Origin of the sequence: Gallaecimonas pentaromativorans, from assembly GCF_003751625.1 — a bacterium.
GTDB classification, from domain to species: domain Bacteria; phylum Pseudomonadota; class Gammaproteobacteria; order Enterobacterales; family Gallaecimonadaceae; genus Gallaecimonas; species Gallaecimonas pentaromativorans.
This window is the reverse complement of sequence record NZ_RJUL01000002.1, coordinates 1-13,888: the sequence shown is the minus strand read 5'-3', so window position 1 is coordinate 13,888 and position 13,888 is coordinate 1. Positions and strand designations below refer to the sequence as shown.

The 13,888-nt window shown below is 54.8% G+C and carries 13 protein-coding genes; 10 read left to right on the top strand and 3 right to left on the bottom strand.

Translation table 11 applies throughout. The features are described 5' to 3' along the window. Nucleotides 1-50: 50 nt before the first annotated feature. Nucleotides 51-2,306, bottom strand: a complete 2,256-nt coding sequence (locus EDC28_RS02845) for a TonB-dependent receptor (RefSeq protein ID WP_123420606.1) — start codon at nucleotides 2,304-2,306, stop codon at nucleotides 51-53. A 238-nt stretch (nucleotides 2,307-2,544) separates the two neighbouring features. Between EDC28_RS02845 and EDC28_RS02840 the strand changes: the two genes are divergently transcribed. After that, entirely contained in the window at nucleotides 2,545-3,702 is a 1,158-nt protein-coding gene (locus EDC28_RS02840; RefSeq protein ID WP_050657992.1) for an E22 family MetX-like putative esterase, read from the top strand. Nucleotides 3,703-3,729: 27 nt separating this feature from the next. Here the strand turns inward: EDC28_RS02840 and EDC28_RS02835 are convergent, their stop codons facing one another. Beyond that, nucleotides 3,730-4,917, bottom strand: a complete 1,188-nt coding sequence (locus EDC28_RS02835) for a multidrug effflux MFS transporter (protein WP_244946531.1) — start codon at nucleotides 4,915-4,917, stop codon at nucleotides 3,730-3,732. 85 nt (nucleotides 4,918-5,002) lie between these two features. On the opposite strand from EDC28_RS02835, the gene EDC28_RS02830 reads away from it, so the two are divergent. The 9 genes from EDC28_RS02830 (at nucleotide 5,003) to EDC28_RS19935 (ending at nucleotide 12,754) form a co-directional block, all read left to right on the top strand. Beyond that, nucleotides 5,003-5,422 (top strand): MarR family winged helix-turn-helix transcriptional regulator, encoded by a 420-nt coding sequence (locus tag EDC28_RS02830; protein WP_123420604.1) that lies wholly within the window; start codon nucleotides 5,003-5,005, stop codon nucleotides 5,420-5,422. Nucleotides 5,423-5,477: 55 nt separating this feature from the next. Beyond that, nucleotides 5,478-5,744 (top strand): hypothetical protein, encoded by a 267-nt coding sequence (locus EDC28_RS02825; RefSeq protein ID WP_050657994.1) that lies wholly within the window; start codon nucleotides 5,478-5,480, stop codon nucleotides 5,742-5,744. Between the two features lie 21 nt (nucleotides 5,745-5,765). Then, complete coding sequence (locus tag EDC28_RS02820) at nucleotides 5,766-6,452, top strand: glutathione S-transferase family protein (protein ID WP_123420603.1); 687 nt, start codon at nucleotides 5,766-5,768, stop codon at nucleotides 6,450-6,452. Further along, a complete protein-coding gene (locus EDC28_RS02815) occupies nucleotides 6,443-6,955 on the top strand; it encodes a GNAT family N-acetyltransferase (RefSeq protein WP_123420602.1) in 513 nt (170 codons plus the stop codon). The genes EDC28_RS02820 and EDC28_RS02815 overlap by 10 nt, the downstream gene beginning before the upstream one ends. Nucleotides 6,956-7,024: 69 nt before the next feature. Next, nucleotides 7,025-9,037: a S9 family peptidase gene (locus EDC28_RS02810; RefSeq protein WP_123420601.1), complete on the top strand. Its 2,013-nt coding sequence runs from the start codon at nucleotides 7,025-7,027 to the stop codon at nucleotides 9,035-9,037. Nucleotides 9,038-9,912: 875 nt separating this feature from the next. Beyond that, entirely contained in the window at nucleotides 9,913-10,149 is a 237-nt protein-coding gene (locus EDC28_RS02805) for an ECs_2282 family putative zinc-binding protein (RefSeq protein ID WP_123420600.1), read from the top strand. After that, nucleotides 10,146-10,616, top strand: a complete 471-nt coding sequence (locus tag EDC28_RS02800; RefSeq protein ID WP_123420599.1) for a hypothetical protein — start codon at nucleotides 10,146-10,148, stop codon at nucleotides 10,614-10,616. The genes EDC28_RS02805 and EDC28_RS02800 overlap by 4 nt, the downstream gene beginning before the upstream one ends. 428 nt (nucleotides 10,617-11,044) lie before the next feature. Then, nucleotides 11,045-11,536 carry a hypothetical protein gene (locus tag EDC28_RS02790; protein ID WP_123420597.1) on the top strand — a complete coding sequence of 164 codons (492 nt, stop codon included), beginning with the start codon at nucleotides 11,045-11,047 and terminating at the stop codon, nucleotides 11,534-11,536. Between the two features lie 114 nt (nucleotides 11,537-11,650). After that, entirely contained in the window at nucleotides 11,651-12,754 is a 1,104-nt protein-coding gene (locus EDC28_RS19935; RefSeq protein WP_148049790.1) for a hypothetical protein, read from the top strand. A gap of 423 nt (nucleotides 12,755-13,177) precedes the next feature. On the opposite strand, the gene EDC28_RS02780 is transcribed toward EDC28_RS19935, so the two are convergent. Then, nucleotides 13,178-13,888, bottom strand: a 711-nt coding sequence (locus EDC28_RS02780) for a transposase (protein ID WP_123420595.1), incomplete at its 5' end; no start/stop codon positions are given.

Here is a 13,888-nt window from a genome sequence, read left to right as displayed (position 1 = left end):
GCACAAAAAAGGAGGCATCAGCCTCCTTTTTATCGCTTATTGGCGCCAGCTTAGAAGCGGTAGCCCACCGACAGGCTTACCGTTCTTGGGTCGCCGTAGTAACCCACTATGGTGTCTTCGCCGCCAAGGCCGGGGCCTGTCACGTTACCTTGGGCATCGCGGGGGGCGGCAAAGTTGTAGCCTGCCAGGCGGTATTCTTTATCCCCAAGGTTGCGGCCGGTGAGCTGCACTTCCCAGTTGCCTTTGTACCAGGCGACAGAGGCGTTCCACAGGGTGACCGAGCCGGCATCGAGCATGGACGGGGTTTCAAAGATCTGGGTTTTGTCGCGGTAATTGACGCCCCCCGACACCACCATGTCGCCGCCAAAGGCCTCCAGGTTGTATTGGGCCAGCAGGCTGCCGGTCCATTTGGGGGTGTTGGCAAAGCTCCAGAGATCTGACACATCCACCACTTGCCCGGCGTTGGGGTCAAAGTAGTCAACCCGCTTGAATTTAGGGTCCACGTAGCCGAGGTTGGCGGTAAATTGCAGGGCGTCGGTGGCGGCCAGGGTCGCCTCCAGCTCCATGCCTTTGATCTCTGACTTACCGGCGTTCAGCACCTGGGAGGCCACGTCGGTGTTGTTGTTCACCGCTCGCTGCACCGTGATTTGCATATCGTCGTAGTTGGAATAGAAAGCGGCGATGTTGGTGCGCAGGCGATGGTTAAACCACTCGGCCTTGGCGCCAACCTCGTAGGTGTCGACGATTTCCGGGCTGTAGGGTTTGTCAGCGTCGGGGTTGACCGATTTATTGGCCCGCATGTCAAAGCCGCCGGACTTAAAGCCGTTGGTGTAGGAGCCGTAGACCATCAGATCTTGGGTCAGCTGATATTCCAGGCCCACCCTTGGCGAGAAGCGGCTAAAGGTGGCGCTGTCGGCAAAATCTGACTGCACCGCAAAGGGCGGAGTGGCCGGGTCGTGCGGGTAGCGAATGCCCAGGTAGACGTAGCGGTACACGTCGGCGTCTTTTTTGTCACGGGTGTAGCGGCCGCCAAGGGTCATGGACAAATCCTTGGTGAGCGGGAAGGAGCCCTGGGCGTAGGCCGCGTAGCTCTTGGTGTCAACGCAGCCGCCGTTCTCCACCGTTACCCCTTGCAGGCCAAGCACCGTCTCAAACACGCCGCAGGCCTGGCCGTCCAGGTAATAAACCCCGCCTACGGCCTTCCAACCGCCGTTATCAAAATTGAGCTGGAATTCCTGGGTGAACTGGCGGTCGTCGTAGAGCGCCGGAATATCCAGCGAGGGCTGGGCGGTGGAGTCAAAATCGATATTGGTGTCGGTGTCGCCATCGCGGTGGGCGGTGATGGATTTAAAGGTCCAGTCGTTGTTGATGTTGTAGGTGATGGTGAGCGCCTCGCCGCCGGTTTCCACGCTGTTTTTGGTGGGCATGGAGGTGTCGGAGTCATAAACGCTGCCGTAGGGCTGCTGGCCGGTCACCAGGGAGGGCGTCAAACGGTAACCGCCTTTGGCGTGGGAGTCGTCCCAGGTGCGGTCGGCCATGAAGTTAACGCTGAGGTTGTCGCTTGGGTACCAGGCAAAAGACACCCGGCCAGCCTGAATGTCTTTGTCGTAGTTGTCGGCGCCGGTGTTTTTAAATTTACCGAAGCCGTCGCGGTTAAAGGTGCCGTAGGCAATGCCGGCCCAGAAGGTGTCAGAGAGCGGCATCTGCCCCGAGACAGTAAAGTCCCGCTGGTTGTAAGAGCCCACCGTGCCTTTGAGGTGCAGCTCTGGGTCGCCGTGCAGTTTTTTGGTGACGTATTTGACGGCGCCGCCAATGGTGTTGCGCCCGTAGAGGGTGCCTTGGGGGCCGCGCAGCACTTCGATGCGCTGCACATCGAGAATGTCCATCACCGCCCCTTGGGGCCGCGCCACATAGACATCGTCAATGTATATCCCTACCCCAGGCTCAAAGCCCCAAAGCGGGTCTTGCTGGCCGATGCCGCGGATATAAGCGGTCAGGGTGCTGTTGGTGCCGCGGCTCACTTGCAAGGTGGTATTGGGGGAATACCACTGCACGTCGGCCAAGTCTTCCACCCCGCGCTGGCTCATCTGCTCGGCCGAGAGGCTGGTAACCGCCACCGGCACCGATTGCAGGTTTTCTGCCGTGCGCCGGGCGGTAACTTCAATCACTTCCAGGCTGGGCTCGTCGCTTTTGGCGGCGGGTTCGTCGGCGGCCAGCGCCGGGGCACTGGCGGCAAGGCCCAGGCAGACCGCCAGGGCGATGGGTGTGAGGTTGTAACTGGGCTGCATTTTTTGTCGTACTGACATGGTTAACACTCTCCGTGTCTATTGTTATTTCGGTGTTAACTCTATGCCTATTCGTCAATTGTTAACGCTGTACCTTAGTACTATGGCCAAGAGGGCTTGCGTCTATCAGACTGATTTTGCAAGGAAGATAATAAGGAACAGCAAAAATGTGCAGCATAAACCGCCTTTTGCCGGGGCAGCCTTTAGCGCGCGCCGGTATCCATTTACGTAACAATCTGGCAGTCGCGGAGGGCAGGGCATGAAGTGGCTTCTCTCCCTTGGGCTGCTGCTGGCAAGCCTGGGTATTCAGGCGCTGCCGCTGGTTGAAAAGCAGCGTTTTGACCTCGCGAGCTTTACCACCCAATCCGGGGCCGTGCTGAAAAAGGTGTCGGTGGGGTGGGAGGCCTATGGCACCCTCAATGCCGATAAATCCAACGTTATCCTCATTACCCACTTTTTCTCGGGCACCTCCCATGCCGCCGGTAAATACCACGACAGCGATCCGGCCCCCGGCTACTGGGACGCCATCATCGGCCCGGGCAAGGCCATCGACACAGACAAGTACTATGTGCTGAGCGTTGACACCCTGGCCAACGCCAACGCCTTTGACCCCAATGTCATCACCACCGGCCCGGCCAGTATCGACCCAGCCACTGGCAAGCCTTACGGGCTGCGCTTTCCGGTGGTGTCCATCCGCGACTTTGTGCGGGTGCAAAAGGCGCTGCTCGATAGCCTTGGCATCCACAAACTCCATGCGGTGGTGGGGGCGTCCATGGGCTCGTTTCAGGCCCTGGACTGGGCGGTGGCCTATCCCGATGAGGTGGAGCGGATGGTGAGCGTGATTGGCGCCGGCCAAATGGACCCTTGGACGGTGTACGGCCTTGAGCGCTGGAGCGACCCCATCAAAGCCGACCCGGCCTGGCACCACGGCGATTACTACGCCAGCGGCCAGCCGCGGGAGGGCCTGAATAAGGCGCTGGCCTACATCATCTATGATGCCAGCTACCCGGACGGCTTTAACCGCCGCTACCCGGCCCCGACCGACCAGGCCCCGAAAGTGGACATCGACGCCGGCTTTGCTTCGGTCAAGGCGCTGGCAAGCCAGGCCGCCCTTCGCGCCAAATACCAAGATGCCAACGCCATTTTGTACCTGGTGCGCGCCTCGCAAATTTACCTGGCAGGGTATGAGGGCAACTTGGAGGACAACCTGAAAAAGGTCACCGCCAAAACCCTCTTTATGCCGGCCAGCCACGACAGATTGCTGGTGCCCAAAATGGCCCGCAGCACCTTTGAAACCTTGAAAAAACTGGGTAAAGACACCCAGTATCAGGAAATAGACGGCCCCTGGGGCCACCTGGACGGGCTGGTGTCCATCCCCAGCCAGGCCGGGGTGTTAAAGGCCTTTTTGGCAAAGTAAAAAAGCGGCCCGAGGGCCGCTTTCTCTTTACGCCTTATGGCTGTTTTTGCTGGTCCAGATAAGGGCCAGGCACAGCAGTGAGCAGACCCCTTGGGCCAGCACCACGGCGATGACCTTTTCCGGCAACAGCGCCGAGCCTGCCGAGATAAGCCCGGCAATGGAGAACTGAATGGCCCCCAGCACTGCCGCCGCCGTGCCGCCGTGCTCGGCAAAATACTCCATGTAGCTCGCCTGAATGTTGGGGGTGATGGCCCCCATGGCGCCAACGGTGACGATCATCGCCGGCAAAAACAGCCATAGGTGGGGGGCAAAGCTCATCACCAGCAGCAGCGCGACGATACCAAGGGCCTGCAGGCTCAGGCTCCAGCGCAAGATTTGCTGCGGCGCAAAGTGGTTAAGGAGCTTGCGGTTAGACAGGTTCATCACCAGCATCATCACGATATTGGCGCCAAACAGCAGCGCAAAAACCCCGGGGCTTACCCCAAAGTGCTGCTGGTAGATAAAGGAGGAGTGGGTGATAAAGAGCATCATCACCGAGAAGGCAAAGGCCTGCAGCCCCATGTAACGCAGCGCCGGTTTAACGGCAAATACCGCGCCGTAGCGCTGCCAGACGCTGACATGGGCATGAGGCTTGGCCTTGCCCACCTCGCCGGTAAACACAAAGCCCTTCATCAATACTGTGAGCAGCGCGCCGTAAATGGCCAGGAATAAAAAGATGCTCTCCCAGCCAAAGCCCAGCAGCAGACTGCCAAAGCTGGGGGCAATGGCTGGCGCCACCACCATGATAAGGCCAATCAGACTGAAGAATTTGGCCGCCTCCCGGCCCGAGAGGCTGTCGCGCACCAAGGCCGGCACGCAGACAATGGCCCAGCCGGCGCCAAAGGCCTGCACGGTGCGAAGGGCGAGCAGCATTTCAATGCTTTTAATGCCGGTGATGGCAAAGCTTGCCACGGCAAAAATCACCAGGCCGCACAGCATCACGGCCCGGCGCCCGAAGCGGTCAGACAGCGGCCCGGCCACCAGTTGGCCGATGGCAAGGGTAAACACATAAACCGAGATGCTAAGGGCGATTTGGTGCACCTCTGTGCCCAGGTCCTTAGCCATGGCCGGGAAGGCGGGCAGGTAGGTGTCAAGGGCAAAGGGCCCCAGGGCCATGGTCATGGCCAGCAACACGGCAAAGCCGAAGTGAAGTTTGGGGTCGGCGGGGTTGTTCAAAAGCGCTTTCCTCTCGATGGTGCTTGACGGAGCGGCGCACCAAGGTGATAGTTGATTAAGTCAACCAGTTTAAAGCATTCCTGCCATGCCTAACAGCCCCTCGTTAGAACTCACCCTTTCGGCCCTTCGCAACCAGATGCGCCAGGCCCTTAACCGCAGCCTTGGCGAGCAGGGCATTGCCTTGTCGCCGCCCCAGACCCAACTGCTGCAATTGGTGGCCAGCCACAGCGGTATCTGCGCCAAGGCCCTGGCCGAGCGCACCGGCCGCGACAAAGCCACCATCACCCGCATGCTCGGGCCTTTGCTGGCAGAAGGGCATATCCTGCGAAGCGCTGACCCGGCCGACGGCCGCCGTCAATGCCTAAGTTTGAGCGCCTCGGGCCAGCAATTGGCCGAGGCCTGCATCAAAGCCCGCCGGCAGGTGCATGAAACGGTTTTTAGCCCCCTTAGCGAAGCCGAAAAGGTGCAGGTGGCCACGCTCTTGGAAAAATGCCTCAACCGCTAGCGCCCTTTGGGGCTATCAAGCATCATAGGGCTGACATTTACCAACCCGGTTTGCCATGAGCACCCAAGATAACCCCTTTGATCAAGAAGAACTCCTTGAAATCGTTGAGAACCAACTGGCCGACAACGAGCCGGTGAAGGTCAAGGAGACCCTGCTGCGCCTGACCATGAAAGGCATGGCCCGCGAAGAGGCGGTGGAGTACATCGCCTGTGCCTTGTCGCTGGAGATAATCGACGTAGTGGAAAACGGCCAGCCCTTTAACCACAAACGCTACGCCGCGCACCTGGACACCCTGCCCGAGATGCCCTGGCTGGAAGAATAACCCGCGCCGCAAGGAGGCCCCGTGTACCAGCTTTATATTGCCAACAAGAACTACTCCTCTTGGTCGCTGCGGCCCTGGCTGTTGGCCAAGGCGTTGGATATTGGTTTTGAGGAACGGCTGGTGCCTTTTGAAGACGGCTCAAGCTTCGAGGCCTTTCGCCATTTCTCGCCCACCGGCAAAGTGCCGTGCCTGGTGGACGGCGACATCACGGTGTGGGACAGCCTGGCCATCACCGAATATCTGGCCGAGCGCCACAGCGGTGTGTGGCCGGCCGATGCCCGGGCCCGCGCCTTTGCCCGCAGCGCTTGTAGCGAGATGCACTCGGGGTTCTCGGCCCTTCGCAACCTTTGCGGCATGAACTGCGGAATACGGGTAAAACTCTTTGCCATGCCAGCGGCCCTTGAAGCGGACATCGCGCGTATCAAGGCCCTCTGGCAACAGGGGCTCGATAGTTTTGGCGGCCCCTATCTTGGCGGCAGCGCCTTTAGCGCCGTCGATGCCTTCTTTGCACCTGTGGTGTTTCGCTTCCAAACCTACGGCATTGCCCTTAGCGGCCCCCTGGCCGACTACGCCGCACGCATGCTGGCGCTACCCGCCATGGAGCAGTGGTACCAGGCGGCCCTTGCGGAAACCTGGCGCGAGCCCAGCCACGAAGCCGAGGCCAAGGCCGCCGGCCACTGGCTGGAGGATAAGCGCGCATGCCGCTGATAAGCACCGCCCGCCTTTACTTGCGAGAGGTCGCGCCTACCGACGCCGCGTTTTTGCTGGGGCTGTTAAACGAGCCTGGCTGGCTTGAAAACATCGGCGACCGAGGCGTACGCGATATTAAGGGCGCCCTTAACTACATCGAGCAGGTGCCCCTTGCCTCTTACCGCGCCCACGGTTTCGGGCTCTATCTGGTGTGCCTGCAAGACGCCACCCCCATCGGCCTTTGCGGCCTTATCCAGCGCGATTACCTCGACTGCCCTGACCTCGGCTATGCCCTTTCCAGCCCTTATTGGGGCAAGGGCTATGGCGAAGAGGCAGCTCTGGCAGTGCTGGCCCTGGCCAGGCAAAAGGGCATTGCCACAGTGAAAGCCATTACCAGCCAGCACAATGTAGCCTCGGCCAAGTTGTTGGAAAAAATCGGGTTTTCAGAGGTTGCCCCGGTCACGCCACCGGGTAGCGACAGCCCCTTACGCTGCTTTTGCCGCGCCCAGGCAACGGCTTGACCGGCGGGCGCAGCCAGCGAGCGCACTTTGCATTAGGGTAAGGCCAATGTAAAAAAATTGGGAAACCCGATGAAACCCTGCGCCTTCGCCCTGGCCATGCTGGCCGCCTTGCCGGCACTTGCTGCCGAGCCTTTTGAACCCATTGATGTTTTCAGCCTGCAATACGCCACCGATCCCGAACTTTCGCCGGACGGCAAGGCGGTGGCCTATGTGCGCACCGTTATGGATATCAAATCTGATCGGAGCCTGGGTAACCTTTGGCTGGCCGCCACCGACGGTAAAAGCGACCGGCCTCTGACCTCCGGGCCGCACAACGCCCGCTCGCCGGTGTGGTCCCCCGACGGCAAAAAGCTGCTCTATATCGCCAATGACGACGGCTCCAACCAGCTTTATCTGCGCTGGATGGACAGCGGCCAAACCGCGCGGCTCACCAACCTCACTCAAAGCCCCGGCAACATCAGCTTCTCGCCAGACGGCAAATGGATAGCCTTTACCATGGCGGTGCCCAACACCCCGGCGCCTTTTGCCAAGATGCCGGCCATGCCCAAGGGCGCCCACTGGGCAGAGCCGGCCAAGGTGATTGACAAGGTCTACTACCGCGCCGACGGGGCAGGGTATCTGGACGACAGCATCACCCAGCTGTTTGTAATGGGCGCAGACGGCGGCGCGGTGCGCCAGCTCACCAAAGATCCCTTCAATCACGGCGGCAGCTACAGCTGGGACGCCGACAGCCGCTCGCTGGTGCTGAGCGCCAACCGCCACCAAGACTGGCAGTTCCAGCCCATTAACACCGAGCTGTACCGGGTTGGCCTTAATGGCGACATTACCGCGCTTACCGACCGTAACGGCCCCGACAACAACCCCCGAGTCTCCCCCAACGGCAAACGCATTGCCTACACCGGCTTTGACGACAAAAAGCTCGGCTACCAAAACAGCGCCCTGTACCTGATGAACAAGGACGGCAGCGGCAAAAAAGTGCTGGCAACCGGCCTTGACCGCGCCATCAAAGACGCTTTTTGGGACAAAAGCGGCGATGGCCTTTTTGTCAGCTTTGACGACAAAGGCCACACCAAGCTCGCTTATGTGAGCCTCGCTGGCAAGGTCACCACCCTCACTGACGACATGGGCGGCACCGAGCTTGGCCGCCCTTACGACAGCGGCAGCTTCTCGGTGGCGGGTAACACCCTGGCTTACACCCGCACCAGTACCAGCCGCCCGGCCGACGTAGCGGTACTCACCAAAGGCGGCAAGGTGCGCCAGCTCACCCACCTCAACGACGACCTGTTCGCCTTTAAGCAATTGGGCAAGGTGCAGGAATACTGGGTGAGATCCAAGGTCGACGAGTTGCCCATCCAAACCTGGCGGGTATTGCCGCCAGACTTTGACCCGGCCAAGCAATACCCGCTGCTCCTTGAGATCCACGGCGGCCCCTTTGCCGATTATGGCGCCCGCTTTGCCGCCGAAATGCAGCTCTACGCCAACGCCGGTTACATCGTGGTGTACGCCAACCCCCGGGGCTCAACCAGCTACGGCGAGGCCTTTGCCAACCGCATCCACCATAACTACCCCAGCCACGACTATGACGATTTGATGTCGGTGGTGGACGACGCCATCGCCAAAGGCAATGTCGATACCCGCAACCTCTTTGTTACCGGCGGCTCCGGCGGCGGGGTACTGACCGCCTGGATAGTGGGCAGCACCGACCGCTTTCGCGCCGCCGTGGTGGCCAAGCCAGTGATCAACTGGCTGAGCTTCACCCTCACCGCCGATTTCAGCCCCTATTTCAGCCAGTACTGGTTTGCCAAAAAGCCCTGGGAAGATCCCATGGGCTACTGGCAGCGCTCGCCGCTCTCAAAGGTGGGCAATGTTAAAACCCCCACCATGCTGCTTACCGGCGAGTCGGACTACCGCACTCCCATCTCCGAGACCGAGCAGTTCTACCAGGCCCTGAAGCTGCAAAAGGTTGACACCGCCATGGTGCGCATCCCCGGCGCCGGCCACGGCCTCACCGCCCGGCCCTCCAACCTGATGCGAAAAGTGGTCTACGTGCTCTCCTGGTTCGACAAGCACAAAGCGAACTAACCAAGAAGGCGCCCAAGGGCGCCTTCTTTCTCTTTACCTAACAGAAACATCAGCTTAGTCTGGAAGCTGAATAAAGGCTGACCATCAGTCGCCGTCTGTTTGTCGCGACTTTTACGCAGCAAGCCACCAGGGATGGGTAATGCTCGAAGCGGAAGCACAGCTTTCGTGCCGCATTACGCGACAAATCTTTCGGGAAAAGATTTGAACGTTGGAGTGCAACGACGACGGCCCAAAGGGCGAGGGCAGGATAGCCCGAGTAACACAGGACGTGCGAGGTGGAGTGAGCGCGTTAAAAAACGGTCCTGTGAACCGTTTTTAGCAGGCGAACGCAAGAAGCTTGTCTTCGCGCAGCAAGACCAAGGATGGGTAACAACTCAGGATGATAAAGGGACTTTGGATAACCTGATTCCACGGGCGGTAGCGTGTCTTCTGTTTCCTTTGTTTTTCACATATCCATTTGATAATAAATGGTTTTGTGCTGTTTCTGCTTTGACGGTGTGCGCTTTTATCGCCGGGATTATTCGGACCGTCCATGCTCCTCACCAGCCGGGCCGAATGGCTGTATGGATGGACAGTGTATCTGTTGGGCCAGCAGACCCAGGCCATTTATGACGATAAAGAACGCTCGTTTTTCCCGGTTTGACCAGTTCTAATACATTGAAGTGGATGAAGTTATTTCTCATCCGATGTGATGATAACGAGCGCTTGTCATGTATAAAAACGAGACCGCTCGGTTTTGTGGAGTCATTCTTGGCTTTCACACGAAAATCTAGAGGATGATCAGCTGGTTAAGCTTTTAATACCGACTGGTCAGATGAGTGAGAGCGAGCGCGCTCGCTAATAAAACTGTTACACGTACATGGAGAGGTCATACCGTGATTAAAACTGATCATATATCAATACAATGTCCAGAATGTGGGCATACCGAATTTGAGCAACCCCAAGATGTAAAAGATGATGATTTTGTAAAGTGCCATGAATGCGGATTCGAGATTATGTTGGCAGACCTAAGAGAAGTTGGTATCGAACAAGCCCGTGAAGTCGTAATTCCAGAGGCAAAAAAAGAAATCGAAAAAATGCTTAAAAAAGCGTTTAAAGGCCGACTCAAATGAGTGGTTATGAAACGCTTACTTTGCTTGTATCGGTCACGGCAGTAATTATATCCACTGTATCTTTGGTTAGGACCAGAAAACTCGCCAAAGAGCAATTGGAGCTTGAGCGAGTTACGGCTGAGTTGTCTAGGCTTCAGATTCAAACATTAGAAGAAGATCGAGAAAGTAGAACCAAGCCTAAGTTCAACGTAACCCTGTCAAAACTTGGGAAATCATCCTTTTTCTATATTTCTAATACAGGTGAAGGTACGGCATATGGTGTTAACTTTGAGCTTATAGATTGTGATGATAGTCCTCTTACCGGAGATTTCTCTGAAAAGTTTCCGCATCCAGAAATGAAGCCAAATTCAAGAGTAAAATTATATGCTGCTATGCACATGGGGAGCCCATTGAAGTATCAGGTCAAGATTTCATGGAAGAACGCAGCGGGAGAATACGAAGATGATATTTTCTGGGTCACGAAGTAATGCACGTGTAACAAACGTGTCAATTGGGACTGGTTTTCCGCTAGCGCTCCAAACCAGCCCATTACGCGGGCGTTAGTAGCACTTCTTGAGCAAAGGAATAATGCGATGCAGAAGATAAACTTTAAAAAATGGTCAGTTGCCATCATCGTTTACCTTTGTATAACGGTTTTAACCGTTAGTAATATTTCACAACTATTGGGCGTAAGTTACGAGACAGTCATTTTCTTTACTGGTTTTGTATTTTTTCCCATGTTCGAGTTTTTCTGGAGCATTTATAGTTTGGGAATAAACGGGAAAGTGAAACAAGAGGGAAGTCAGTGAGAACTACTAACAAGCCGTTTAACGAATACGCCAGCAAACAGCGCTGGCCCGGACGCGCAAACCGCGCGCGCCCGTTAACGGAGCGTTAAGTATCAATGGAGGCCCCGATGGAGGCAAAAGATATAATCACGCTTATCATTGCGGGAGGTGCGCTGGTTGTCTCACTTATTTCGTTGTATTTCAGCCTTTTCCATAGGCGGATTTCGCTTGTTGGCACCCTCGCAGCGTGGAATCCCAGAACTATAAATTTTGAGAATTCTCAAGTCTGTGAAATCGCAATTTCAAATACGGGGAACAGAGAGCTTGTCCTTAGAGAAATCGAAATTCTGAGTTCCCCCGAAATAGAAAGCGACTTATTCCCTGTTCTTGAATCAGAACAGGTTCCTGCTGTCCTGAAGCCTGGTGAGGTAAAACTATTAACGTTTCCGGTACCAGACCTTTACCTGCACAAGCTCGCGAAAGAAAGTAGAATGCTTCGGCTAAATTTCCATATCTTCACAACTGAGGCCAAACTTAAGCTGGCCACAAAGGATTTGACCCCACCCATCGGTGGTGCAGATATACCAGAATCTGACTGGAAACCTTTCAAGCTACAATGAAACTTAACAAGGCCAATCACGGCGACAGCTTTTCCGTTATGGCTACGCCTTCACTACAAAGCTGCGCGTGTTGGCGGCGTTAGCCAATCTTCAACTTCCGAATCTGAGGAAACAATGGAAAATTTACTTTTAGCGTGGGATGAGGCATCTATACAAATTAATGGTTTAGTGCGGAAACTTAAGGATTTATTAGCTGATAGCCCTGTATCAAAGTCTATTCGAGATGGTATAGGAAGCTTCGACCGAAGTTTGGCGGATTACGCTAAGGCTACAGAGTCTGATGATATAGAGAAGATTGCGCAGACGGCAAAAATGGTAGCTGTCTATGGTCAATCTATAGGCCAAGCTATTCCAAAAATTAAAGAAGCGGGAGATGAAATTAAAAACCTTGGTAAAGAGCTTCTTGAATCCTCGAATAAATTTCGAAGTATGGTAGAAGACAGCCCGCTGGAATATAAACCAATCGAAAAAAGTGATGATGATAAAAGCTCAGTTGATCTACATAATTTTCAATCAATTAAAAGGAATTTAAAAGTATTAGCAGATGAGTATGAGAGGCATGATCAGAGAGTTAAAAAATCTTTAAACGAGAACGAAGTAAGAATCGAAAATATAAACAATCTTTCGAAAAACCTTGAAGCTGACGTAAAGAGTGAATTAAGCAAGGTGTCTGAATTGTATCAAAGCTCTTTAGCAGAGCTTGAAATCAAGAGAGCACAAATTGATGATATATTAGGTCATGTGTCAGGTAGGGCAATAGCAGGTGATTTCGAGAAAAGTGCCAGTGATGAAAAATCTATGGCCAACTGGTTAAGATATGCTTCGTTAGGGTGTATGGCTTTAATTGTGTCTGTGGTTGCTTATTCGTTTTGGGAAACAACAAGTTCTGATTTTAGCTGGCAAAAATCGACATTTAGAATAGTGTTAGCTTTTATTTTATCAATTCCAGCTGCTTACCTTGCAAGAGAATCTGCAAAACATAGAGAGCAGCAATATGCGCATCAGCAAACTTCATTAGATCTAAAGGCAATAGCGCCTTACATTGCTTCATTACCAGAAGATGAGCAGCACAAAATAAAGATTGAAATAGCTGGTAGACTGTTTGCTGCCAGAGATTTTTCCAAAGTCGGTGTAGATCCGTACCCTGTAAATACCCATGAAATAATGATGGAAATAATAAAAAAACTTGATTTCAAAAAAAGTGATTATAAACCTTGAATTTAGGTTGTTGGCTAAAAAAAATAAAGGACATCCATCTTCTGAGTAACTAAAAGTCCAGTTTTCGCGATGCATCGACAGTGCGGTATTAATCAACCTTGAGGGTGTTTTCTTTGCGCTGATACCGCGTTTTGTCGTTAAAAACGCAAATTAGAGGCGAGCGAGATTGTCAGCGGGTGCAAAAATAAAGGACATCCATCTTCTGAGTAACTAAAAGTCCAGTTTTCGCGAAAAAATAAAGGACATCCATCTTCTGAGTAACCAAAGTCCAGTTTTCGCATTGCATCGACAGTGCGGTATTAATCAGCCTTGAGGGTGTTTGCTTCGCGCTGATACCGCGTTTCATCGTTAAAAACGCAAATTAGAGGCGAGCGAGATTGTCAGCGGGGGCCGAAGGTCTGTGAGCGCGGGGCTATGAGGGCATTAAGCGGCTTTTATCGGTGGGCCGACCACGTGCCGTCGGTGGTGAGCTTTGGCGTAGGCACTTTGGGCTTGCTTATGGCCAATTACCGAGCCACGGGAAAGCTGGTGTTGGCCAAGGGCGATAAGAAAGCTGTCGGCATCGAGGCCTAAGCGTTCCAAAATGGCAGGGGTGTCTGGGGTGATGAAGCCGCGCTTGTCTTCTCGTTGTGCCCGGCCTGTCCAATCCACCAATGCCAGGTAATCGGCCAGCGCAAAGGGAATGCCTTTTGGGCTGTCTTTAAACTGGGTGACAAAGGGCAATAGTGCGGGCTTAGTGTCGTCTTCAGTATTAAGCCTTGCTGAGAGTGACACATCGGCTGAGGCTTCCGGGGTATCCACTATCTTGGCGCGAAGGGGATTGAGGTCCACATAGGCCATACAAGCCAATAACCCGGCTTCATCCAAAATGGCTTGGGATTTAAACCGTGCTTCCCAAAACCGGCCCTTACACTTGTCTTCTTCATTGGCCTTGCGGGCAATATGCTCGTTCAAGCAGCGCATAAACCAGGACAGGTCACAGAGCCGCTGCCGCAACGTATCGATATGTAACTGCGCCACAGTCCGCTCAGCCTCACAAGTTAACTTACCGGCCCGATAGCGATTGACGAGCAGTGGCAAAGCAAACAGCAGCTCCCAACGGGCCATTACCGCGTCATCGTCTAACACCGCTGC

What these genes read in the sequence shown, in the direction of transcription:
- EDC28_RS02815 (WP_123420602.1), top strand. Translation starts at nt 6,443, where the DNA reads ATGCCGCTGATAAGCACCGCCCGCCTTTACTTGCGAGAGGTCGCGCCT.
- EDC28_RS02825 (WP_050657994.1), top strand. Translation starts at nt 5,478, where the DNA reads ATGAGCACCCAAGATAACCCCTTTGATCAAGAAGAACTCCTTGAAATC.
- EDC28_RS02830 (WP_123420604.1), top strand. Translation starts at nt 5,003, where the DNA reads ATGCCTAACAGCCCCTCGTTAGAACTCACCCTTTCGGCCCTTCGCAAC.
- EDC28_RS02840 (WP_050657992.1), top strand. Translation starts at nt 2,545, where the DNA reads ATGAAGTGGCTTCTCTCCCTTGGGCTGCTGCTGGCAAGCCTGGGTATT.
- EDC28_RS02790 (WP_123420597.1), top strand. Translation starts at nt 11,045, where the DNA reads ATGGAGGCAAAAGATATAATCACGCTTATCATTGCGGGAGGTGCGCTG.
- EDC28_RS19935 (WP_148049790.1), top strand. Translation starts at nt 11,651, where the DNA reads ATGGAAAATTTACTTTTAGCGTGGGATGAGGCATCTATACAAATTAAT.
- EDC28_RS02810 (WP_123420601.1), top strand. Translation starts at nt 7,025, where the DNA reads ATGAAACCCTGCGCCTTCGCCCTGGCCATGCTGGCCGCCTTGCCGGCA.
- EDC28_RS02845 (WP_123420606.1), bottom strand. Translation starts at nt 2,306, where the DNA reads ATGTCAGTACGACAAAAAATGCAGCCCAGTTACAACCTCACACCCATC.
- EDC28_RS02800 (WP_123420599.1), top strand. Translation starts at nt 10,146, where the DNA reads ATGAGTGGTTATGAAACGCTTACTTTGCTTGTATCGGTCACGGCAGTA.